Annotated in this window: 14 protein-coding genes; 10 read left to right on the forward strand and 4 right to left on the reverse strand. The window is 73.9% G+C overall.

The genetic code is table 11. The annotated features are described in order from the left end of the window. The first annotated feature begins 5 nt into the window (after window positions 1-5). The 7 genes from B082_RS0100500 (at window position 6) to moeZ (ending at window position 9390) form a co-directional block, all read left to right on the forward strand. Entirely contained in the window at window positions 6-971 is a 966-nt protein-coding gene (locus B082_RS0100500; protein WP_018549861.1) for an alpha/beta fold hydrolase, read from the forward strand. Continuing rightward, the gene (locus tag B082_RS0100505; RefSeq protein WP_026249271.1) at window positions 956-2335 is read left to right on the forward strand and encodes a DUF3152 domain-containing protein; all 1380 of its coding nucleotides are present in this window, start codon (window positions 956-958) and stop codon (window positions 2333-2335) included. Before B082_RS0100500 ends, B082_RS0100505 begins: the two co-directional genes overlap by 16 nt. Before the next feature lie 408 nt (window positions 2336-2743). After that, complete coding sequence (locus B082_RS0100510; RefSeq protein ID WP_018549863.1) at window positions 2744-4537, forward strand: glycosyltransferase; 1794 nt, start codon at window positions 2744-2746, stop codon at window positions 4535-4537. A gap of 70 nt (window positions 4538-4607) precedes the next feature. Continuing rightward, complete coding sequence (locus tag B082_RS35360) at window positions 4608-6158, forward strand: hypothetical protein (RefSeq protein WP_018549864.1); 1551 nt, start codon at window positions 4608-4610, stop codon at window positions 6156-6158. Window positions 6159-6351: 193 nt separating this feature from the next. Continuing rightward, a complete protein-coding gene (locus B082_RS0100520; protein WP_018549865.1) occupies window positions 6352-7317 on the forward strand; it encodes an NAD-dependent epimerase/dehydratase family protein in 966 nt (321 codons plus the stop codon). Next, complete coding sequence (locus B082_RS0100525) at window positions 7305-8126, forward strand: spherulation-specific family 4 protein (RefSeq protein WP_018549866.1); 822 nt, start codon at window positions 7305-7307, stop codon at window positions 8124-8126. The genes B082_RS0100520 and B082_RS0100525 overlap by 13 nt, the downstream gene beginning before the upstream one ends. A gap of 85 nt (window positions 8127-8211) precedes the next feature. Then, window positions 8212-9390, forward strand: coding sequence for an adenylyltransferase/sulfurtransferase MoeZ (gene moeZ / locus B082_RS0100530; protein WP_018549867.1), 1179 nt, complete (start codon window positions 8212-8214; stop codon window positions 9388-9390). 64 nt (window positions 9391-9454) lie between these two features. On the opposite strand, the gene B082_RS0100535 is transcribed toward moeZ, so the two are convergent. The 3 genes from B082_RS0100535 to B082_RS0100545 all read right to left on the reverse strand — a co-directional run bounded on the left by B082_RS0100535 (window position 9455) and on the right by B082_RS0100545 (window position 15513). Then, a complete protein-coding gene (locus B082_RS0100535) occupies window positions 9455-11035 on the reverse strand; it encodes an alpha/beta hydrolase (protein ID WP_018549868.1) in 1581 nt (526 codons plus the stop codon). 67 nt (window positions 11036-11102) lie between these two features. Next, the gene (locus tag B082_RS0100540) at window positions 11103-12704 is read right to left on the reverse strand and encodes an alpha/beta hydrolase (RefSeq protein ID WP_018549869.1); all 1602 of its coding nucleotides are present in this window, start codon (window positions 12702-12704) and stop codon (window positions 11103-11105) included. Between the two features lie 70 nt (window positions 12705-12774). Continuing rightward, window positions 12775-15513 carry a lysylphosphatidylglycerol synthase domain-containing protein gene (locus B082_RS0100545; protein ID WP_018549870.1) on the reverse strand — a complete coding sequence of 913 codons (2739 nt, stop codon included), beginning with the start codon at window positions 15511-15513 and terminating at the stop codon, window positions 12775-12777. A 221-nt stretch (window positions 15514-15734) separates the two neighbouring features. Between B082_RS0100545 and B082_RS0100550 the strand changes: the two genes are divergently transcribed. After that, window positions 15735-16103 carry an MGMT family protein gene (locus B082_RS0100550; protein WP_026249272.1) on the forward strand — a complete coding sequence of 123 codons (369 nt, stop codon included), beginning with the start codon at window positions 15735-15737 and terminating at the stop codon, window positions 16101-16103. Between the two features lie 213 nt (window positions 16104-16316). After that, window positions 16317-19643: an ATP-dependent helicase gene (locus B082_RS0100555; protein WP_026249273.1), complete on the forward strand. Its 3327-nt coding sequence runs from the start codon at window positions 16317-16319 to the stop codon at window positions 19641-19643. 9 nt (window positions 19644-19652) lie between these two features. On the opposite strand, the gene B082_RS0100560 is transcribed toward B082_RS0100555, so the two are convergent. Beyond that, the gene (locus tag B082_RS0100560) at window positions 19653-20558 is read right to left on the reverse strand and encodes an SAM-dependent methyltransferase (protein ID WP_018549873.1); all 906 of its coding nucleotides are present in this window, start codon (window positions 20556-20558) and stop codon (window positions 19653-19655) included. A 153-nt stretch (window positions 20559-20711) separates the two neighbouring features. Here B082_RS0100560 and B082_RS0100565 point away from each other — a divergent pair, with 153 nt between their 5' ends. Next, complete coding sequence (locus tag B082_RS0100565; protein WP_018549874.1) at window positions 20712-24233, forward strand: UvrD-helicase domain-containing protein; 3522 nt, start codon at window positions 20712-20714, stop codon at window positions 24231-24233. The last annotated feature ends 1 nt before the right edge of the window (window position 24234 follow it).

Below are 24234 nucleotides of genomic sequence, written 5' to 3' on the forward strand. Positions count from 1 at the left end.
CCCGCATGTCTTCGACCGAGCTGCCGGGAGTCCGCGCCGCCGCCGCAGCGGTGGCCCCCACGGTGAGCGCCGTCAGGGTCGCCGAGGGGGAGCGGCTGCGCTCCGTCGAACTGCCCGGACTGACGCTCACCCTCCGTTCGCGGCCCTCCCGGCGGCCCGGACTGCCGCCCGCCCTCTTCGTGCACGGCCTCGGCGGCTCCTCGCAGAACTGGACGGCGCTGATGCCGCTCCTGGAGGACGCGGTGGACTGCGAGGCGGTCGACCTGCCCGGATTCGGCGACTCCCCGCCGCCCGACGACGGGAACTACTCGGTCACCGGGCACGCCCGCGCGGTGATCCGCCTCCTGGACGCCCAGGAGCGCGGCCCCGTCCATCTGTTCGGCAACTCGCTGGGCGGCGCGGTGGCCACCCGGGTCGCCGCCGTCCGTTCCGACCTGGTGCGCACCCTCACCCTGGTCTCGCCCGCGCTCCCCGAGATCCGGGTCCAGCGCACGGCCGCCCCGACCGCGCTGCTCGCACTCCCGGGCGTCGCCTCCCTGTTCGCCCGGCTGACCCGGGACTGGAGTGCGGAAGAGCGCACCCGCGGAGTCATGGCACTCTGTTACGGCGATCCGGCACGGGTCTCCGAGACGGGCTTCCGCGACGCGGTGGCCGAAATGGAGCGCCGACTGGAACTGCCGTACTTCTGGGACGCCATGGCGCGTACCGCCCGTGGCATCGTCGACGCGTACACCCTGGGCGGACAGCACGGGCTGTGGCGCCAGGCCGAGCGGGTGCTCGCGCCGACCCAGCTGGTGTACGGCGGACGGGACCAGCTCGTCTCGTTCCGGATGGCCCGCAGGGCGTCCGCGGCCTTCCGCGACGCGCGCCTGCTGACACTGCCCGACGCCGGGCACGTGGCGATGATGGAGTACCCGGAGGCGGTCGCCCAGGCGTTCCGGGAATTGCTCGACGAATGCGGCGGGAGCTGATCCGGGGCGTGGGACGACACAGCCGTAAGGGCCCTGCGCCCAGGGTGCCCGAGACCGGGCAGGCGGAGGCGAACGAGGCGGGGCGCGAGGCCGCCCGGCCGGTCGCCGGCAGCGGGCGGCGCAGACGGCAGGCCGAGCAGGCCGGCCCGGGGCCGTTCCCGGGCACGCCCGAGGTACGCGGCGGTCACCCCGAACAGCGTGAACCCGGCGGCGGCTGGGGCGCGGGCCCCATGGGCCGGGGCGCCGAGGGCAGGGGTCAGGGACGGCCCGGTCTCCAGGCGCCCGCCCCCGGCGGCAGGCCCGGCGGCCCGCGTCCCGCGCACCACCCGCAGGGCCCCACGCACCATCAGCAGGCGACCTCCACCCGGCCGCTGATACCGGGTCCGCGGCGCGAGTTCGTCGAGGCCTTCGACAACCCGCCCGCACCGCCCGCGCCGCGCCGGCAGGCGGCGGCGCCCGCCGACCCGTTCGCCTCCGTCACCGAGTGGGACGAGCGCCCGCCCGAGCGCGGGCGCGACGAGGCGGCCCGGACCAGGGACGCGAAGGACGCCAAGGGCGGCAAGGGCCGTACGTTCACCGGTATCGCCGCCGCCGCGGTCACCACCGTGCTCGCGGTCGTCGTGGCCGGCCAGGTCGCCCACGACGGCACCGGCGGCAACGGAGCGGCGCGGGCCGCGGGCGTGGACCGGGGCGAGAGCGACGACGCCTCCCGGTCGGACAGCCGTAACACCCCGTCCCCCGAAACGGCGACGGTCAAGCCCCTTTCGTATGAGCAGAAAATGGCCAAGCCTTATCCGCTGGCTCCGGCGCTCATGGGATCGGGTGACTTCGAGACGGTCCCCGGCTCGGCCAAGGCCCCGGGCAAGGGTACGAAGCACCGCTACCGCATCGATGTCGAGAAGGGGCTCGGGCTCGACGCCGAACTGTTCGCGCAGGCCGTGCAGAAGACGCTCAACGACGACCGGAGCTGGGCGCACGACGGCGATATGACCTTCGAGCGGATCTCCAAGGGCGAGCCGGATTTCGTCATCACGCTGGCAAGTCCCGGCACCACCGCCAAGTGGTGCCGGAAGTCGGGCCTGGACACCACCGAGGACAACGTCTCCTGCGACTCGGCCGCCACCGAGCGCGTGATGATCAACGCCTACCGCTGGGCGCAGGGGTCGGCCACCTTCGGGCCGGACAAGCTGTTCTCCTACCGGCAGATGCTGATCAACCACGAGGTCGGCCACCGGCTCGGCCACAACCATGTCAGCTGCCGTACGGAGGGCGCCCTCGCGCCCGTCATGCAGCAGCAGACCAAGACGCTGAACCTCGACGGCATCAAGTGCCGGGCCAACCCCTGGGTGTATCCCGAGGACTGAGTGGGTGTCGGGAGGCCGGTGCGCGGGTAGCACCCGCGGCGCCATGAGCCTGACCCCGAGTGACCTTTCGCCTCCATAGCGCGATCAGGGCCTGTCCGGCGGATCTTCGTGGATCAGCCCGCGGCGTCCGGTGCGTGCTATCGGCGTGCGCCAGAATCGCCCTCGTACTGGACGTACTTGGGTGATTCGGGCGTGCGGCGAGAGTGCGTGCCAGGCGTCGCGGGCCCGCGAAGATCCGCCGGACAGGCCCTAAACGTCATTCGCGCAGGAAAGTTACGCCGGTTCACCCCTTTCGGTGGTGCGACGGACAACCGTCCATCGCACCACCGGCGTATCCGCTTACGGTCGTCCCGCCGCGAGTCGCCGATCCAACGGCGGCCGCACACAAGGGAGATCGGGGGTGCACTCGTGCGGATCGGACTGCTCACCGATGGTGGCTATCCGTACGCGACCGGTGAGTCCAGGCTCTGGTGCGACCGCCTGGTACGCGGGCTCGCCCAGCACGAGTTCGACCTCTTCGCACTCAGCCGCACCGCCGAACAGGAAGCGCGGGGCTGGGTCAGGCTCCCCGCCCAGGTCGGGCAGGTGCGTACCGCCCCCCTGTGGACGGCCGACGAGGAATCCCTCGGGCTGCACGCACCCAGGGGACCGCTCTCGCGCCTGCTGACCGGAGGGGGCGCGCGGACCTACGCCCGGCGCGAACGGCGGCGCTTCGCCACCCACTTCACCTCCCTCGCGGCCTCGGTCTGCACGGCGGGCCGCGAGCCCGGCGGGGCGGACACCGCCCGGCCCGCCGGTACGGGTGACGGAATCGGCCCCCGGGCCGCCGACGAGCAGTTCACCCAGGGCCTCTACGGGCTCGCCGAACTGGCCTGGGAGCACGGCGGACTGCCCGCCGCCCTCCGCTCCGAGACCGCCGTGCGCATCCTGGAGGCTGCCTGCCGCGCCCCCGGCACCGGGCGCACCGTGCAGACCGCCACCGTCGCCGACCTCCTCGCCTTCACCGCGGAGCTGGACCGGGTGCTGCGCCCGCTCTCCCTGGACTGGTACGAGGAGGACGGCCTCGCAGCCGTCGACCTCTGCCATGCCGCGTCCGGTGGCGCGGCCGCTCTGCCGGGTCTGCTGGCCAAACGCTTCTTCGGCGTGCCCCTGCTGGTCACGGAGTACTCCGTGCAGGTGCGGGCGCACTACCTCTCGTCGGGGGGCGCGCCCGTGAGTGCGCCGGTGCGCGCCCTCCTGGCGAACTTCCACGGGCGGCTCGCCACCGAGGTGTACCGGCAGGCCGCGCTCATCACCCCCGGCAACACCCACGCCCGCCGCTGGCAGGAGCGCTGCGGCGCCGACCCCGCCAAGGTGCGGACGGTGTACCCCGGCATGGAGTCCGCCCGGTTCGCGGCACTCGGGGAACGCGACGACGACGGCGGTCCCGACACGCTCGTCTGGGTCGGCCGGATCGAGCCCGCCAAGGACCTGATCGCCCTTCTGCACGCCTTCGCCGAGGTGCGCCGGGCCGAGCCGGACGCCCGGCTGCGGATCATCGGGGCGCCGGCCCCGGGCCCGGCGGGCGCCACCTGTCTCGCGCACTGCCGGGCGGTGGCCGCCGAGCTGTTCCCCGACGGGGTGGCCGGTACGCACGCCGGGGGCGAGAATCCGGTCTCCTTCGAGGACATCGGGGGCGACGGCGTACCCGGTCTCGCCCAGGCGTATGCGGCGGGCGGCGTCGTGGTGCTGTCCAGCGTGGTCGAGGGCTTTCCGATCAGCGTGGTCGAGGCGATGTTCTGCGGCCGGGCCACCGTGTCGACGGACGTCGGCGCGGTCGTCGAGGTCATCGGCGGCACCGGGCTCGTGGTCCCGCCGCGCAACCCCCGGGCGCTCGCGGACGCCTGCCTGGCGCTGCTGCGCGACCCGGAGCGCCGTGCGCGCCTGGGTGCGGCGGCACGCGCCCGAGCCCTGGAACTCTTCACCGTCGAACAGAATCTCGCGGCATTCCGTGGCATCTACCTGGAGCTGATCGCGCAGGCGCCGGTACGCGGCACGCCGCTCCCGGAGCCCGGTGAGGGACCGCGCCCCTTCGCCACCCCGCCGGAGGCCCACGTCCTGGGCCTCTGGCCGGAACCGGAGCCGGAGCCGGAGCCGTACCCCGGCGACCGCACCCCCAGTTGGGCGGGCGCGGCGCCGGGGCCGGGGGAGAGCGATGCGTGACCAGGAGACGGCCGGCCCGGCCCGGCCCAGTCGGCCGGGACCGGACGAACAGCAGCACGGAGGAACGACGATGGGCCCCCAGACGGACGCCCGCACGGAAGCCCGGGAAGACCTCGCCCCCACGCCGGCGCGCGAGACGGCCGGGCGGCCCGAGCTGATCGGATCCGCGCCCGCCGACCTCGCACCGTCCGACCTCGTGCCGTCCGACCTCGTGCCTGCCGGCTCCGCGCCTGCCGGTCCCGCGCCTGCCGGCCTCGCGCCCGCCGACCTCGTACAGTCCGCCCCCGTACAGTCCGCCCCCGCACCTGCCGACCTCGCGCCGTCCGACCCCGCACCCGTCCGTCCCGCGCCGTCAGACCCCGCCCCAGCTGACCGCGTGCCCCCCGCCCCCGCGCACGCCCCCGCCCGGACGGCCGCCGATGCGCCGGAGCGCAACCCGGAGCACGCCCCGGCGCGTACTCCCGCGCGCGCCACCGAGGTGGCCCGCGTCCACCCCCGCACCGCCCACCCCGCCCGCGACACCGCGGCCGCCGCGCACCAGGCGGCCGGCGGGGCGCACGGGACCGCCGACCCGGTGAAGGCCCTCATGCACCGGCACCGTGAGCTGTGCGAGCGGGCCGTCGACCCGTTGGAGATCGCCGCCGGGCTCGAAGCCCACGGCGTCACCGACCGCACCGCCGCCCGCTACCGGCACCGCGACGTGTTCTCGCTCGCCGAGGAACTCTTCGCCCGGATCCCGGCCGTCGCGGCGGAGTCCGTCGCCGCGGGCCCCGCTCCGGCGCGCGACATCGAGACGCGCGCCGCCTGGTCGCTGCGCGCCCTGCTGCCGGGCGCCGCCTGCCTGGCCACCTTCGTCGCGCTCCGCCTCACCGACGGGGTGCTCGGCGGCGACGCCCGGCTCGCCATCGGGGCCGGCGGCACGCTGCTCGCGCTCATCGGCCTGGCCCTCGCCCTGCGCACCGGCCCCCTCAGCGCCCGCGCCGGCTCATCGGGCACCGCAGCCCTCTGTGCCTGCTGGCTCCTCGGCTACGTCCTGTACGGCGACGACCTGCTCCACCAGGTCCTCAGCGGCGGCCCCGAAGGCCCCTGGACGCTCACCCCTGCGCCCCTGCTCGGGCTCGCCCTCGCGGTGGCCCCCGCCGCCTGGTGCGCCCACCTCTTCTCCCTGTACGCCCACCGCAGACTCCACGGCAGCCATGCGCTGGAGGAGTTCGCCGCCGGTGTGCGCCCCCTGCTCTTCGGCGCCGTCGCGCTCTTCGCCTGCGTCCTGGCCATACTGCTGTACCTGGCCCGGCTCGGGCTCGGCACCGGCGGCTCCCCGGCCGCTGCCGCCGCCCTCGGGGTGCTGCTCCTGCTGGCCCGCCTGCTCACCGTCCACGGCTTCCCGGAAGCGGCCGCCACCGGACTCGCCGCCGCCTGCGCCGTCGAGGCCGCCGCCCCCGCCCTGATCCTGGCCGGGCGGCTGCCCGGACTCGACCCGCTCGCCCGCCCCGTCGACGCCCTGATCGAGGCGGCGGGCACCGGGGCCGTGCCCGCGCTCGCCTGCGGCGCGGCCGCCCTCGGCCTGCTGACCACCGCCACCCTCGCCCTCTCCAGGGCATCCGCCCACAGCGCCGCCTGAGGCGCCCCAGAACCCCCGCGGAGCCGACGCCGCGGGTCGTCATCACCCGTTCCACCCGTAACTGCCCCAAGGAGACACCGGACATGACCCCCCAATCCCCCGCACCGGCAGCCCGCCGTCGGCCCCCAGGCCGGGTCCGCCCAGTCCCGCCCGGTTCGCGACGCCCGGGTGGACCGGGCCTGGGCGGTGCGCGATGAGGGTGCTGCTGCTCGGAGCCAACGGATTCATCGGCCGGTTCGTGGCCGACCGGCTGCTCGCCGACCCCGCCGTCCACCTCACCGCCCTCGGGCGCGGCGACGACGCCGACGTGCGGTTCGACCTCGCCGGCGGCAGCCCCGGAGCGCTCACCCGCTTCCTGGACGCCGTCCACCCCGGAGTCGTCGTCAACTGCGCCGGCGCCACCCGGGGCGGGGCCCGCGACCTCACCCGGCACAACACCGTCGCCGTCGCCACCGTCTGCGAGGCGATGCGGCGCAGCGGCTGCTCCGCCCGCCTCGTCCAGGTCGGCTGCGCCTCCGAGTACGGCCCCTCGCAGCCCGGCTCCTCCACCGCCGAGGACGCCATCCCGCGCCCCGGCGGCCCGTACGGCGTCAGCAAGCTCGCCGCCACCGAGCTCGTCCTCGGCTCCGGCCTCGACGCGGTCGTGCTGCGGGTCTTCTCACCGGTCGGCCCCGGCACCCCCGCGGGCTCCCCGCTGGGCCGACTCGCCGAGGCCATGCGGCGCACCATGCAGTCCGGCGACGGCGAGCTGAAGCTCAGCGGCCTCGGCGTGCAGCGCGACTTCGTGGACGTACGCGATGTGGCGCGCGCCGTGCACGCCGCCTCGCTCTCCGCCGCGCAGGGCGTCGTCAACATCGGTACCGGCCGGGCCGTCCGGCTCCGCGACGCGGCGGCCGTCCTCGCCAAGGTCGCCGGATACGCCGGCGCGCTCCACGAGCTGGACACGCCCCCCGCGCGCCTGCCCATCGGTGCCCCCCGCACCTCCACCGAATCGGTCATCGAGCACCTCTCGGCCACGCCGTCCCCGTACCCGGACGGCTGCGGGGCCTGGCAGCAGGCGGACGTACGCACCGCCCGCGACCGGCTCGGCTGGCGCCCCCGGATCAATCTGGAGGAGTCACTCGCCGACATCTGGATGGAGGCGGCGTGCCGTATCTGACCAGCACCGGCACGGCCCGGCGGAGCAGCGGCGCCGAACAGTTCGGCTTCGGCGTCCCCGGCTACGCGCACCCGCTGCTCGCAACGGCCGAGTGGGCCGAGCTCACGCGCCCGGGGACGCCGCTGCACTGGGCCGTCCTCAACGTCGACAACGGCCCCGGCAGCCGGCCCGACCCGCACTGCCTGGAGGCGGCGGGGCGGTTCCGCAACGCCCGCGCGCCGCGCGGCGGCGAGCCGCCCGACACCATGCGGGCGGCGGGCGGGCGGCTGCTCGGGCAGCTCGACCTCGCGCACGGCCGGCGGCCCTTCACGGAACTGCTCGCGGACGCCCGGTCGTTCCTGGAGTGGTACCGCGTGGACGGCTTCTACCTCGACCGCTGTCCGGTCGACCGCGCCGATCTGCCGGCCGTCCGCCGCCTCGCCGGGACGCTCAGAGCCTTCCTCACGGACGCGGACGGGCCCCTCGTGCTCGGGCACGACACCCACCCGTACCCCGGCTACGCGGAGGCCGCCGACCAGCTCGTCACCTTCCGCGGCGCGTGGAGCGACTACCGCTGGTCACAGGTGGCGGAGTGGACCGCCGCCTATCCGCCCGGCCGGTTCGCCCACTTCGTCCACGGCGTCCCGCGCACCCATCTGGAGGAGGCCATGCGCATCGCCCGCTGGCAGGGAGCCGGGACGATCTTCTTCACCGACCGCGGCGGGCAGTCGGAATCCGGGCGCGGGCGCGGACAAAGCGACCCATTCGCGGCACTGCCCAGTTACTGGGACGAAATTGTCTCGCGGATCGGACTCGGTATCTCGGAATGAGAGGGGGCGTGGCAGTGTTACGGCAAGAACAACCGTACGTAGTCGAAGTACGTAGAAACCGACCACCTGCATTGTTGAGGTTCCTGTGTCGCTGCCACCCCTGGTCGAGCCAGCTGCTGAGCTCACCGTCGACGAGGTCCGCAGGTACTCCCGCCACCTGATCATCCCGGATGTCGGGATGGACGGGCAGAAGCGGCTGAAGAACGCGAAGGTGCTCTGTGTCGGCGCCGGGGGCCTCGGCTCGCCGGCCCTGATGTACATGGCCGCCGCCGGTGTCGGCACGCTCGGCATCGTGGAGTTCGACGAGGTCGACGAGTCGAACCTGCAGCGCCAGGTCATCCACAGCCAGGGTGACATCGGCAAGTCCAAGGCGCTGTCGGCCAAGGAGACCGTGCAGGGAATCAACCCCCTGGTCAACGTGGTCCTTCACGAGGAGCGGCTCGAAGCCGACAACGTGATGGACATCTTCTCCCAGTACGACCTGATCGTGGACGGCACGGACAACTTCGCCACCCGCTATCTCGTCAACGACGCCGCGGTCCTGCTGAACAAGCCCTACATCTGGGGTTCGATCTACCGCTTCGACGGCCAGGCGTCCGTGTTCTGGTCCGAGCACGGACCCTGCTACCGCTGCCTGTACCCGGAGCCGCCCCCGCCGGGCATGGTTCCGTCCTGCGCCGAGGGCGGCGTCCTCGGCGTGCTCTGCGCCTCCATCGGCTCCATCCAGGTCAACGAGGCCATCAAGCTGCTCGCCGGCATCGGCGACCCGCTGGTCGGCCGGCTGATGATCTACGACGCCCTGGAGATGCAGTACCGCCAGGTCAAGGTCCGCAAGGACCCCGACTGCGCGGTCTGCGGCGAGAACCCCACCGTCACCGAGCTCATCGACTACGAGGCCTTCTGCGGCGTCGTGTCCGAGGAGGCCCAGGAGGCGGCTGCCGGTTCCACGATCACTCCGAAGCAGCTCAAGGAGTGGATCGACGCCGACGAGAAGATCGAGATCATCGACGTCCGCGAGCCGAACGAGTACGAGATCGTCGCGATCCCGGGCTCCCGGCTGGTCCCGAAGAACGAGTTCCTGATGGGCAACGCCCTCCAGGACCTCCCGCAGGACCGGCGCATCGTCCTGAACTGCAAGACGGGTGTCCGCAGTGCGGAGGTCCTCGCGGTCCTCAAGTCGGCGGGCTTCGCCGACGCGGTCCACGTGGGCGGCGGCGTGATCGGCTGGGTCAACCAGATCGAGCCCGAGAAGCCGGTCTACTAGAACAGCGCTTCGAAAGGGGGCCGGTCCGCGTCATGCGGGCCGGCCCCCTTCTCGTGCCCGGGGCCTACGAACAGGTGGTGCCGTCCGCCGGGACCTTGCCCTCCAGGAAGTACGCGTCCACGGCCGAGGTGACGCAGCTGTTGCCGCCGTAGGCGCCGTGCCCCTCGCCCTTGTTGGAGAGCAGGACGCCGACGCCCTCGCCCAGCTCGTCCGTCATCTTGCGCGCACCCTCGTACGGTGTCGCCGGGTCGCCCGTCGTCCCCACGACCAGGATCGGACCGGCTCCCGGGGCGCTCGCCTCGGGCGTGTCGTGCTCGCCCTCCACCGGCCAGCCGGAACACCAGCCGGCCGTGTCCCAGGCCAGGAACGGACCGAAGACCGGAGACAGCTTCTCGAACTCGGGCAGCAGCGCCTTCGCCTCGGCCGCCGTGGGCCTGGCCCTGCTGTCCGCGCAGGAGATGGCCCGCTGGGAGTGGCTCTCGGTGTCGTAGTGCCCGTTCTCGTCGCGGCCGTTGTACGAGTCGGCGAGTCGCAGCAGCGTGGCGCCGCTGCCGTTCTCCGCCTCGTCCAGAGCCCGGGTGAGGGTCGGCCAGCTGCTCTTGGAGTAGAGGGGGAGCACGATGCCGGTGATCGCCAGCGACTCGTTGAGCTCGCGGTCGGTGCCGGTGGGCAGCGGTTCGGCGTCGATCCGCTTCAGCAGGGCGGCGATGCGCCGCGTTGCGGCCTTCGGGTCCTGGCCGCGGTCCTTGAAGTAGTTCTCCAGCGCCCGCTGGAAGCCGGTCGCCTGGTTGCGGGCGTGCCCGGTGGTGTCCGCGGTGGGGTCGACCACCGCGTCGAAGACCGTACGCCCCACGTTCTCCGGGAAGAGGTGGGCGTAGGTGCCGCCCAGCTCCGTGCCGTACGACATGCCGAAGTAGGTCAGCTTCCGGTCGCCGAGGACCTCGCGGATCAGGTCCATGTCACGGGCCGCGTTCGTCGTGCCGACGTACGGGAGGACCTTGCCCGACAGGCGTGCGCAGCCGGCTCCGAAGGCGGCGCCGTCCTTCATGAACTCGGCCTGCTCGGCCGCCGTGTCCGGGGTCATGTCGACGTCCCGGTAGGCGTCCTCCTGCTCCTTGTCGTCGCGGCACCGCACCCCGGCGCTCCCGGCGACCCCGCGCGGGTCGAAGCCCACCAGGTCGTAGCGGGTGTTGAGGGTGGTGTACGAGGCGGCGGCGCGCGGCAGTATCGAGACGCCCGAGCCGCCGGGCCCGCCGAAGTTGAACAGCATGGAGCCCAGGCGCCGGCCCTTGTCGCGGGCCTCCTTGCGGACCAGGGCGATGCCGATCGTGTCGCCCTGGGGCTTCGCGTAGTCCAGCGGCACCTTCACCTGGGTGCAGCGCCACTCCGCTCCCGGGGCGCTGCCCCCCTCGGGGGCCTCGCAGCGCTTCCAGTCCAGGTGCTGGGAGGTGAGCGACGTGGGCAGGGCCGGCAGCCCGTCCGCGGTGGACGGACGGCCGGCGGACGGCGAGGCGGCCGAAGAGGCCGTGCCGCCGTCCGCCGCCTTGCCCGGCTTGTCGTCCGAACCGTCCTCGCAGCCCGCGAGCACCCCGGTCAGGAGCAGTGCGGCGGCGGCGAGTGCCCCGGCCCGTGCGTGTGCGACCACGTGTGCGTACCTCCCCGTAGAGCCCTGCCGTCCGGCAGTTCGCCCATGGTAGGCGCGCGGCAGGTGCCTATCCGCAGACCGTTCCGGCGGCCGGGACCCTGCCGTCCAGCAGATAGCCGCCCACCGCCTTCTGCACGCAGGCGTCGCCGCTGTTGTACGCGCCGTGCCCCTGCCCCTTGTACGTCATCTCCACGCCGACGCCCTCGCCCAGCTCCTCGGCCATCGCCTTGGCGCCCGCGTACGGGGTCGCCGGGTCACCGGTGTTGCCGATGACCAGCACGGGGGCCGAGCCGGGAGCGCTGACGTCAGGGGTCTTCCAGGTGCCCTTCGCCGGCCAGTCGGTGCAGCCCATCAGGCCCCAGCCCAGGTAGTCGCCGAAGACCGGAGAGGCCTCCCGGAAGGCGGGGAGCTTCGCCTTCGTCTGCTCCAGGGTGAACCGCTCCCGGGAGTCGGCGCAGCTGATCGCGGTGTAGGCGGCGGCCGAATTGTCGTAGCGCCCGTCCTCGGAGCGGCCGTTGAGGGAGTCGGCGAGGGCCAGGAGCAGCGAGCCGTTCCCGCCGTCGGCCTCGTCCACACCCTGTTCGAGGAGCGGCCAGGTCTCCTTGGAGTAGAGGGCGGCAGCGATGCCGGTGGTGGCCTGGGTCTGCGTCAGCTTGCGGGAGCCGATGCCCCTGACGGGCTTCTTCTCCAGCCGGTCCAGCAGGTCGACGATGCCCTGCTCGATCTCCTTCCGGTCGGAGCCGGGCAGCTTGCAGGCGTCGCCCCGGTCGGCGCAGTCCTTCGCGAAGTTGTCCAGGGCGAGCTGGAAGCCCTTGGCCTGGCCGAGCGAGGACTGCTCGGCGTCCTCGGTCGGGTCGACCACCGCGTCGAGCACCGCCCTGCCCACGTTCTTGGGGAACAGGTGCGCGTAGACGCCGCCCAGTTCGGTGCCGTACGAGATGCCGAAGTAGTGGAGCCGGTCGTCGCCGAGTACCTGGCGCATCAGGTCCATGTCACGGGCGGCGTTGGTGGTGCCGACGTACGGGAGCTGTTCGCCGGACCTCTTCTCGCAGGCGGCGGCGTACTCCTTGGTGTCCTTGACGAACGCCTTCTCCTCCGCCGCGTCGTCCGGCGTGCCGTCCTCCTGGTAGCGCGCGTCCAGTTGCTTGTCGGTCTCGCACTCCACCCCGTCGCTGTTCCCCACCCCGCGCGGGTCGAAGCTCACCAGGTCGTAACGGGCGCGCAGCTTGTCGTACTGGGTGCCGAACGCGGGCAGGGTGGCGACGCCCGAACCGCCGGGGCCGCCGAAGTTGAAGATGAGCGAGCCGATCCGCTTCTTCTCGCTGATCGCCCTGGCGCGGACGAGGGCCAGCTCGATGGTGTCGCCGTCGGGCTTCGCGTAGTCGAGGGGAGCCTTCATCGAGGTGCACTCCCAGGCGGCCCCGCCGGGCAGCGGGGAAGGCGCGTTTCCGCCGCCCTGTGCCTGGGAAGGGGCGGGGCACTTCTTCCACGTCAGCTTCTGGGCGGCGAGGCCGGACGGGCTGCCGGTGGCGGCGTTCGCCGCGCGCGGCGGGCTGGTCGAGCGGTCGGCCGCGTCCTTGTCACCGCCGTTCGCACAGCCGGCGAGGGGGAGCAGCACGGTCACGGTGGCGGCGAGCGCCGCGGCGCGCAGGGCAGGGGAGGTCCTCATCGCTCCATGCTGCGGCGGTGCGGGGAGGGGTGCACGGGGTGCCGGTCCAACCGGGTGGCCGGTGCGCGGTTCAGATCTCGCCCTTGCGGGTCAGGTGGTTGAAGCAGAGCCAGCCGGGAAGGACCGGCAGCCACAGGGTCATCAGCCGGAACAGCAGCACCGCGGGCGCGGCGACCTCCTTCGGCAGCCCGACCGCGATCAGACCCAGCGTCAGGGCGCCCTCGACGGCGCCCATGCCGCCGGGCGTGGGGGCGGCCGAGCCCAGCGCGTTGCCGGCGAGGAAGACGACCGCGATGCTCGCGTAGCTGAGATGGGGGGTGTCCGGTCCGCTGAACGCCCGGATCGAGGCGTCCAGGCACATCACGAACACACCGGTCAGCAGCAGCATCCCGCCGATGCCGGTGAGCAGCTTCTGCGGCCGCTGCACCACGTCGAGCATGCGCGGGACGACCCCCGCGAACAGCGACCGCACCCGGGTCACCACGAACTTCCGCAGGAACGGAATGGCCGTCACCACCAGCACCAGCACGGCGACCGTCAGCAGCCCCGCGATCACGGTCCTGGACGGGGTGAGCGAGGACGGGGTCTTCTCGGTGCCGGTCAGATAGCCGAAAGCGCCGAGCAGCAGGATGTGGCAGCCCAGGCCGAACAGCTGCGAGGCGCCCACACTGGCGACCGCGAGGCCGGGCCGGACCCCGGAGCGCTGGAGGAAACGGGTGTTCAGCGCGACCCCGCCGACCGCCGCCGGCGCCACGATCTTCACGAACGAACCGGCGACCTGCGCGAGGACCGTCCTGCCGAACGACACCCGCTCGGGCACGAAGCCCAGCAGGCTCATCGCCGCCGCCACGTAGCTGAGCGCCGAGAAGCCGACCGCCGCCGCCACCCAGCCCCACTCCGCCTGCTCGACCACCGCGCCGAAGTCGGCCTGGGTGACCTGCGAGATCAGGAAGTACGCGGCGATGGCACCGGCGATGAAGCTGAACAGGGTGCGCGGCTTGATGCGCTCCAGGCGGACCGGCTCGACGGGGGCCTGCGGCCGGATCAGCAGGACCTCCCGGCGGATCTGGGAGAGCAGGTCCTCCTCGCGCGCCTCCTCCAGCGCGTCGTCCATGGCCCGTTTCTCGGCCTGCTTCTCGGTGCGCAGCGACTTGCGGCCGGCCTTTCGGCCCGCGTCCCCGTCATCGGGGAGTTCCGCGCCCTCGGCCTTGGCCCGCTTCGCCGCGTCCGAGGCGTCGAGCACGGCCTCGCGCTCGCGCTGCGACCGTTCCCGGGCGAGCCTGCGCAGATGCGCCCGGGTGGACCGGCTGAGCGCGATCGGCTGGAGCAGCGGCAGGGAATCGGCGACGGCGTCCGGGCCGAGCACGGCGAGCGCGGCGGACACGGCCCGCTCGGGGCCCACCCGCAGACCGGTCGTCGTGAGCAGCTGCGCGACGTCCATCCGCAGCACCAGATCACCGGCCGCGATCTCCCCGCCGCGCAGGTCCGTGACGAACACCTTGCCGAAACGATCCACCAGGATGGCGTCTCCGGTGAGCCTGCGGTGCGCGATCCGGCGCGACTGGAGGGCCTTCACCTGATGCCACGCGCCGCGCACCACGGCGTCGGTGATCTCGGCGTCCTCCAGGGCGTCCAGGGACCGGCCGCCGATGTGCTCGTAGACGAGCATCACCGCGTCCGGGCCCAGTTCGGACGTGGCGATCAGCTTGGGCGCGTTGGCCCCGGCGGCGATGGCGGCGTACGCGAGGAGCGCCTCCTGCTCCAGCGCCTGGCGCAGCGACTGGATGGACCGCCGCTGGGTGATGCCGCGCAGGGTGAGTCTGCGCCACACCCGGTAGAAGAAGCCCTGGGCCTGCTGCTCGCGGTCCACGACCGTCACATCGAGCGGTGGCCCGTCCTCCAGTGAGACCAGATAGCGCCGCCCCCGGTCGCTCTGGTCGCCGGAGTCGGGCGCGTCCTCGGCCCGCATCGCGGTGACCGGGCGGAAGCCCACGTGGCGCAGCCCGGCCATCAGGTGCTGCCCGGTGGGGCGGACGTTCGGCGAGCCGACCGCGTACAGCGTGCCGTACGCGACCGTCCAGCCGATCAGGACCGTCAGGACGATGGAGAACGGGGTGGTGTAGCCGCCGACCAGCATGGCGAACGCGTCGAGCAGCAGCACCACCCACAGCACGACCCGCCAGCGCGGCCGTCTCGCCATCCCCACCGCCGTCATATAGGCGATCACGGGGGCGAGGTAGCCGTGCACGGGATCGGTCACCGCGTCACCGGGCGTCGGCTGGGTCAGCGCGTCCTGCACGGTTCCGGAAGCGGACTTGGCGACCCACAGGTCGGTGGCGAGCGTCACACCGTGCGCCAGCACCGCGGCCAGCACCCCGTCCGCGATCCGCAGCCCGTCCCGTTTGATCAGCCGCTCGATGGCGAAGGCGACCGGTACCAGGAGCACGGCGATGCTGGAGACCAGCCCGGCCAGCTTGATGAGCAGGTCGGGGGCCTGTCCGGTGCCCTTGTTGATGTCCTGTTCGAGTCCGGTGGTCGTGCCGTGGGCGAAGGCGGCGACGGAGAACAGCACGACGACCGCCAGCACCCCGATGAGCAGGCGCAGCAGGTCGGAGGGGCGGTGCACCCGGGCGGGCAGCAGGGGCTCGTCGCCCGAGACGCGCTCGGTGAGCGCCTCTTCGGAGGTGGAGAGCGTCGAGCCGGCCAGGTGCCCGGACGAGCCCTCCGCGTCCGTGTCCGGCTCCTGCCGGGCCTTGTCCGGGCGTGGCTCGGCGTCGGAGGCGTCGTCGGCCGCCTTCGGTGGCTGCACGCCCTGCTCCTTCGTCGCCTCTGATTGGTCTTCGTGGTCTCGTATCACCGGTCACCGCCCGCATGATGGTGGCACGGCCGACGGACACAAGGGGGCATCAGGGTGCGATGCGGGGGCGTGCGATGCGCAACATACGCTCCTTTCCCACCACGCGCACGCTGCGTGTGCGCCCGGACACGGACCTGCGGGGACTGTCGGTGGCGTACGGCAGGATGGGCACGATGAGTGAACACCCGACGGGCGACGCGCTGCCGGAGTACGCGGAACGCGTGCTCGACGTCGCCGATCTGATCCCGCCCGGCCGCGTCATGACCTACGGCGACATCGCGGAGTGGCTGGGCGACGGCGGCCCGCGCCAGGTCGGCCGCGTCATGGCGCTGTACGGGGGAGCGGCGCCCTGGTGGCGCGTGGTGCGCTCGGACGGCGCGCTGCTGCCCGGCCACGAGCTGCGCGCGCTGGACCACTACCGCGAGGAGAGCACCCCGCTGCGCGAGGCGTCGCGCGGCGCGGAGGGCCACCTCCCGCGCCTGGACATGCGGCGCGCCCGGTGGGACGGCGTGACGGGCGGCGGTGGGGGAGCTCACACCTGACAGCTTCGGCCATCCGGAGGCGTATCGGGCGGAGCCTGGTCCGTACGGTGTGCGGGAAGCACGGCCCGGGACCGGGACGCGGCCGCCCGGAGAACGTGACGATCCCCGCAGCCGTCCCGGCGCATTCGCTCCGCGCGCCGGAGTAGCGTCGTCAGTTCGCGGCAGACACCACGCCCTCACCACCCGTACACCCACCAGGACCGGCGATCCCACGTGAGTACCTCCTCCACCACCCGGCACAGCCCTCGCCGTCAGGCACGGCAGGGGACCACGGGTCCGTACCGGCTGGTGCGTACCCTGCCGGGTTCCGTGGAGCCCCCTCTCCTGGACGCGGCGCAGCGCGCGGTGGTTGACCACCCCGGCGGGCCGCTGCTGGTGCTCGCCGGACCCGGTACGGGCAAGACGACCACGCTCGTCGAAGCCGTCGCCGCCCGGATCGCCCGGGGCGCCGACCCGGCGCGCGTGCTGGTCCTCACCTTCAGCCGCAAGGCCGCCGTCGAACTGCGTGACCGGATGGCCGCCCGGCTCGGCGCCGCCCGGGGACCGCAGGCCACCACGTTCCACTCCTTCTGTTACGCCCTGGTCCGCGCCCATCAGGACGCCGATCTCTTCGCGGACCCGCTGCGGCTGCTGTCCGGACCCGAGCAGGACGTGACCGTCCGCGATCTGCTGGCCGGCCAGCTCGACCTGGAGAAGGAGGGCCGTCCGCACATCCGCTGGCCCGACGAGCTGCGGGCCTGCCTGACCACGCGCGGCTTCGCCGACGAGGTGCGCGCGGTGCTCGCCCGCAGCCGTGAGCTGGGCCTCGGCCCGGACGCCCTCGCCGACTTCGCCCGGCGCACCGGCCGGCCCGACTGGGGCGCCGCCGCCCGCTTCCTCGCCGAATACCTCGACGTGCTGGACGCCCAGGGCGTCCTCGACTACGCCGAGCTGGTCCACCGTGCGGTGCTGCTCGCGGAGCGCCCCGAGGTGGCGGCGCTGCTGGCCGGGAGCTACGACGCGGTGTTCGTCGACGAGTACCAGGACACCGACCCGGCCCAGGTGCGGCTGCTGCACGCGCTGGCCGGCAACCGGGGCGGCGCTCCCGGGGCAGGCGGCGGGCGTGATCTGATCGCCTTCGGCGACCCCGACCAGTCGATCTACGCGTTCCGGGGCGCCGACGTCAACGGCATCCTCGACTTCCCCGAGATCTTCCGGCGCGCGGACGGCGCCCCGGCCCCGGTCGGCGTCCTCACCACCTCGCGCCGCTCCGGCGACCGGCTGCTCGCCGCCACCCGGCTGCTCACCCGGCGGATGCCGCTCACCCGGCTCCCGTCGGCGAAGGTCCGAGCCCACCGGGAGCTGGGCGCGGTCTTCGAGGGCGGCAGCGTCGAGACGTACACCTACCCGACCGCCTCCACCGAGCTGGACAACATCGCCGACCTGCTGCGCCGGGCGCACCTGGAGGACGGGGTGCCGTGGCACGAGATGGCGGTGCTCGTCCGGGCCGGCGGCCGTACGCTCCCCGCCCTGCGCCGGGCGCTGACCTCGGCGGGCGTCCCCCTGGAGGTGGACGGCGACGACCTGGCCCTGCGCCACGAGCCCGCGGTGGCCCCCCTCCTGACCGCCCTGCGCGCGGTGGCCGCGGCGGCCCTGGAGGGGGGACCGGCCGAGGAGGAGGGAGCCGTCTGGCTCGACACCGAGACCGCCCTGACCCTGCTCGCCTCACCCCTCGGCTCCATGGACGCCGCCGATCTGCGCCGGCTCGGCCGCGCCCTGCGGGACGAGGAGCGCGCCGCCGGGAACCGGGTGCCCGCGCCCTCCGGCGAACTGCTGGCCCGCGCGCTCGCCGAACCGGAGCGGCTCGTGGCGCACGATCCGGCGTACGCCCGCGGCGCCCAGCGCCTGGGCGCGCTGCTGCGCACGGCGCGTGAGCTGCTCGAAGCGGGCGGCACCGCCGAGGAGGCCCTGTGGGCGCTGTGGTCCGGCACCCCGTGGCCGGGCCGGCTGGAGCGCGCGGCCCTGGGCGGGGGCGCGGGCGGGCGCAACGCCGACCGCGACCTCGACGCGGTCTGCGCCCTGTTCGACACCGCGGCCCGCGCCGAGGAACGCACGGGCGGCCGGGGCGCGCTCAACTTCCTGGAGGAGGTCGACGCCCAGGAGATCGCGGCCGACACCCTTTCCCGCCGCTCGGTGCGGCCGGACGCCGTGCGCCTGATGACCGCCCACCGGTCCAAGGGCCTGGAGTGGCGGATGGTCGTCGTCGCCGGGGTGCAGGAAGGGCTCTGGCCGGACCTGCGGCGCCGCGGCTCGCTCCTGGAGGCGGACCGGATCGGCCGCGACGGTCTCGCCGAACCCCTCACGCCCGGCGCCCTCCTCGCGGAGGAGCGGCGGCTGTTCTACGTGGCGGCGACCCGGGCCCGCGAGCGCCTGGTCGTCACCGCGGTCAAGGCCCCCGCCGACGACGGCGACCAGCCCTCCCGCTTCCTCACCGAGCTGGGTGTCGAACCCCGGGACGTCACCGGCCGCCCGCGCCGCCCCCTCGCCGTCGCCGCGCTCGTCGCCGAGCTGCGCGCCACGACCGTCGACCCCGCCGCCTCCGACGCCCTGCGCGAGGAGGCCGCCCGCCGCCTCGCCCGGCTGGCCGCGCTCACCGACGACGAGGGCCGGCCGCTCGTGCCCTCGGCCCACCCGTACCGGTGGTGGGGCCTCTACGAGCAGACCCGCTCGGCCCTGCCACTGCGCGACCGGGACCAGCCCGTCGCCCTCTCCGGGAGCGCGCTCGACCAGCTCGCCAACACCTGCGCGCTCCAGTGGTTCCTGGGCCGTGAGGTGAAGGCCGACGCGCCCGCGACCGCCGCCCAGGGCTTCGGCAACGTCGTCCACGTCCTGGCCGACGAGGTGGCCTCCGGCCGGACGCCCGCCGATCTGGCCGTCCTGATGGAGCGGCTCGACTCGGTCTGGGACGGGCTGGTCTTCGACGCGCCCTGGAAGTCCGGCCAGGAGAAGGAGCAGGCGCGGGCCGCCCTCGAACGTTTCCTGCGCTGGCACGTCATGGACCGGGCCGGCCGTACCCCCGTCGCCAGTGAGCACGACTTCGACGTGACGCTGGAGGCGGGGGAGTTCGCGGTACGCATCCGGGGCTCCATGGACCGCGTGGAGCGGGACGCCGAGGACCGGGCCTACGTGGTCGACTTCAAGACCGGCAAGCAGTCCCCGACGAAGGACGAGGTCGCCCGCCACCCCCAGCTCGCCGTTTACCAGCTGGCGGTCCGGGAAGGGGCGGTCGACGACGTCTTCGGCGGTACGCGGCCCGAGCCGGGAGGCGCCGAACTCGTACAGCTGCGCCAGGCCGCCCCCAAGAAGGAGGGGGGCGACGCCGCTCCCAAGGTGCAGGGGCAGGCGCCGCCCGACTCCGAGTGGGTCTCCGACCTGCTGGCGACCGCCGCGGGCCGGGTCCTGGACGAACGGTTCACCCCGACGACCGGCCAGCACTGCGCCCACTGCGCCTTCCGGGCCTCGTGCAGCGCGCAGCCGGAGGGCCGGCACGTCCTGGAGTAGGAACCCGGGTCAGTGCTTGCGTGCCACCAGGCCGTACACACTGACATCCGCGTCGGTGACGTCGTTGATGTCCAGGTAGCGCGTACGGTCCAGCTCGTCCAGGTCCGCCACGAACTCCGGGTCGGGGTTCCTGGCCTCCGGCAGGTCCACGACCCGCTCGGGCCGCCAGCGGTGCACGGGGACGATCCCGGGGTCGAGCAGCTCCAGACCGTTGTCGGTGACGAAGCGTTCCATCTGGGAGTGGGAGCGGCGGACCATGGCGAAGCCGCGCTCCTTGAACCCCTTCGTGATGCTGCCGACCTGCTCGGTGTTGAGGTCGGAGCTGACATTGCTGAGGACGACGAAGCTGCCGGGTGCGAGGGAGCCGACGAGCTGCTGCACGACGGGGTGGGCGGTCTCGTCCTCGATGAAGTGGAGGACGGCGGCGAGGACGAGGGCGACGGGCCGGTCGAGGTCGAGGGTGCGGCGGGCCGCCTCCAGGATCCTGTCCGGTTCGCGCAGGTCGGCCTCGATGTAGTCGGTACGGCCTTCCGGACCGCTGGTGAGCAGCGCCTGAGCGTGGACGAGGACGACCGGATCGTTGTCGACGTAGACCACCCGAGACTCGGGCGCGAGGGCTTGGGCGATCTGGTGGACGTTCTGCTGGGTCGGCAGCCCGGTGCCGATGTCCAGGAACTGCCGGACGCCCTCGTTCGCCGCGAGGGTGACCGCCCGCCGCATGAAGTCCCGGTTGTGCCGCACCGTGAGGTAGCCGCGCGGGTTGGCGGCCAGGGCCATGGCGGCGGCCTCGCGGTCGGCCGGGTAGTTGTCCTTGCCGCCGAGGAAGACGTCGTAGACCCGTGCGGGGTGTGCCTTCGTCGTGTCGATGCGCCTGCGGAGCTCGGCGGCGTCGGGGGCGGGTGCGTCGGCGCTCATATGACCGTCCTCGTAAGGCTGTTGATGCGACAAGTAGATAATTTAGACGCATCCGCGACGCACGCGTCCCACCGGGAGGCGGGGACGAGGCGGTGACGGGTGCGCGCCCCGGCGCTTCGTGGGTTGTCGGCGGAGCCGGTTAGCCTCTGTGGAGTGTCCCCGCGCCTCACCGATCCCGAGCAGCTCAAGGAGCTTCTCGGTATCCCCTTCACCCCGGAGCAGACGGCCTGCATCACCGCGCCGCCCGCCCCGCAGGTGATCGTGGCCGGAGCCGGGTCGGGGAAGACCACGGTGATGGCGGCGCGCGTGGTGTGGCTGGTCGGCACGGGACAGGTCGCCCCCGAGCAGGTCCTCGGGCTCACCTTCACCAACAAGGCGGCCGGCGAGCTCGCCGAGCGCGTACGCAAGGCCCTCGTCGCGGCCGGCGTCACCGACCCGGACGCCATCGACCCGGACAACCCCCCGGGCGAGCCCGGCATCTCCACGTACCACGCCTTCGCCGGCCGCCTCCTGACCGAGCACGGCCTGCGCATCGGCCTCGAACCGACCACGCGCCTCCTCGCCGACGCCACCCGCTACCAGCTCGCCGCCCGCGTGCTGCGCGAGGCACCCGGCCCCTACCCTGCCCTGACCAGGTCCTTCCCCACCCTGGTCAGCGACCTGCTGGCCCTCGACGCCGAGCTGGCCGAACACCTCGTGCGCCCCGAACAGCTCGGGGAGTACGACACCGGACTGCTGCGCACCCTGGAGACCGCCAGGCTCAGCAACGCCGAGCTGCGCAGGATCCCCGAGACCGCCGAGGCCCGCCGCGAACTGCTCACGCTGACCCGGCGCTACCGCGAGGCGAAGCGGAGCCGCGACCTCCTCGACTTCGGCGACCAGATCGCCCTCTCCGCCGAGCTGGCCCTCACCCGCCCCGAGGTCGGCGCGATCCTGCGCGACGAATACCGGGTCGTCCTGCTCGACGAATACCAGGACACCTCCGTCGCCCAGCGCCTCCTGCTCTCCGCCCTCTTCGGCAGCGGCCCCGACGGCGCCGCGTCCGGACACGCCGTGACCGCCGTCGGCGACCCCTGCCAGGCCATCTACGGCTGGCGCGGCGCCTCCGTCGCCAACCTGGACGACTTCCCCAGCCACTTCCCGCACGCCGACGGCACCCCCGCCACCCGCTACTCCCTCAGCGAGAACCGCCGCAGCGGCGGCCGCCTCCTCCACCTCGCCAACAACCTCGCCGCACCCCTGCGCGCCATGCACGAGGGTGTCGAGGCCCTGCGCCCCGCCCCCGGCGCCGAGCGGGACGGCCTCGTCCGCTGCGCCCTGCTGCGCACCCACGCCGATGAGCTGGCCTGGCTCGCCGACTCCATCGCCCACCTCGTGCGCACCGGCAAGGCACCCGGCGAGATCGCCGTCCTGTGCCGCACCGCCGGTGACTTCCCCGGGATCCAGGCGGCGCTGGTCGCCCGGGACATCCCGGTCGAGGTCGTCGGCCTCTCCGGGCTGCTCCACCTCCCCGAGGTCGCCGACCTCGTCGCCGTCTGCGAGGTGCTCCAGGACCCGGGCGCCAACGCCGCCCTGGTCCGCCTGCTCACCGGCCCCCGCTGGCGGATCGGCCCCCGTGACCTGGCCCTGCTCGGCCGCCGGGCCCGCCTCCTCGTCCACCGCGCGGCCCACGGCGACGACGAGGACTTCGACCCCGACCGCCGGCTCGCCGAGGCCGTCGAGGGGGTGGACCCGGCCGAGGTGATCTCCCTCGCCGACGCCCTGGACACCTTCCTCGACGCGGGCGGCCAGGAGGACGACCGGCTTCCGTTCTCCGCCGAGGCCCGGGTCCGCTTCGCCCGCCTCGCCGCCGAACTGCGCGAGCTGCGCCGCTCGCTCGCCGACCCGCTGATGGACGTGCTCCACCGGGTCCTGAGCACGACCGGCCTCGAAGTCGAGCTCTCCGCCTCCCCGCAGGCACTCGCCGCCCGCCGCCGCGAGACCCTGGGCAACTTCCTGGACGTCGCGGCCCGCTTCGCCGCCGTCGACGGCGAGGCCACCCTGCTCGCCTTCCTGGGCTTCCTGCGCACCGCCGCCCAGTACGAAAAGGGCCTGGACAACGCGCTGCCCGGAGGCGAGAACACCGTCAAGGTACTCACCGCCCACAAGTCCAAGGGCCTGGAGTGGGACGTCGTCGCCGTGCCCGGCCTGGTCGCGGGCCAGTTCCCCAGCGGCCAGTCCCGCGACGCCTGGACCACCCAGTCCCAGGTCCTCCCGCACGCCCTGCGCGGCGACCGGGCCACACTGCCCGCCCTCCACACCGTCGACGCCAAGGGCCTCAAGGGCTTCAAGGAGGAGATGAAGGAGCACCAGCACACCGAGGAGCTGCGCCTCGGTTACGTCACCTTCACCCGCCCCCGCACCCTGCTGCTCGGCTCCGGCCACTGGTGGGGCCCCAGCCAGAAGAAGCCGCGCGGCCCGTCCGCCTTCCTGCACGCGCTGTACGAGCACTGCGCCGCCGGGTACGGCGAGATCGAGGCCTGGGAGGACGGGCCGGCCGAGACCGAGGAGAACCCGGCCCTGTCCGAGGCCGCCGCCGACCACGCCTGGCCGCTGCCTCTGGACGCCACCGCCCTGGCCCGCCGCCGCGCGGCCGCGGACACGGTGCTGGACCACCTGGCGGCGGTGACGGGGGAGGCGTCGCGGCCCGGGGAGACCGCCCGCCCGGAGGGGCCGCCGTTCCCCGACGACGAGCCGTTCCCCGAGGAGGACGGCGAGTTCGACGGGGGCGCCCTGCTCGACGGGGACGCCCTGCTCGACGAGGAGGACCCGTTCGAGGAAGACCCGTTCCTGGACGACGAGCCGTTCCCGGACGACGCGCCGTTCCCCGGCAGTGACGACGACAAACCGCCGCTCCCCCACGTCCCGGCGGCCCGCACCCCCGCCGCCGCGCGGCTCACGCCAGAGGCGGCCCGCACCCCCGCCGCCGCGCGGCTCACGCCCGAGGAGGCCCGCACCCTCGCCTCCTGGGACCGCGACCTCGACGCCCTCGCCGGGGAGCTGCGTCGCGCCCGCGCCACCGTGCGCGACGTCCTCGTCCCCGCCTCCCTCTCCGCCACCCAGCTGCTGCGCCTCGCCGACGACCCCGACGGCTTCGCCCGGGAGCTGGCCCGGCCGATGCCCCGCCCGCCGCAGCCGGCCGCCCGCCGGGGCACCCGCTTCCACGCCTGGGTCGAGTCCCGGTTCGAGGAGCTGCCGCTGCCCATGCTCGGCCCCGACGAGCTGCCCGGCGGCGACGAGCGCGACGCCGACATCGCCGACGAGCGTGACCTCGCCGAGCTGAAGGAGGCCTTCGAGCGCACCCCGTACGCCCGCCGCACCCCGTACCGCGTGGAGACGCCCTTCCAGATCACACTGGCCGGGCGGATCATCCGGGGCCGGATCGACGCCGTGTACCGCACGGGGGACACGTACGAGATCGTCGACTGGAAGACCAGTCGCACCAACACCGCCGACCCCCTCCAGCTCGCCGTCTACCGGCTGGCCTGGGCCGAGCTGCACGGCCTCGCGCTCACCGACGTCACGGCGACGTTCCTCTTCGTCCGCAGCGGCGAGAGCGTCCGCCCGGCCCGCCTCCCGGGCCGCCCGGAGCTGGAGCGCATCCTCCTGGACGAGCCACCTCCGTCGGACGGATAAG

Source organism: Streptomyces sp. ATexAB-D23, assembly GCF_000373645.1.
GTDB classification, from domain to species: Bacteria; Actinomycetota; Actinomycetes; order Streptomycetales; family Streptomycetaceae; genus Streptomyces; species Streptomyces castrisilvae.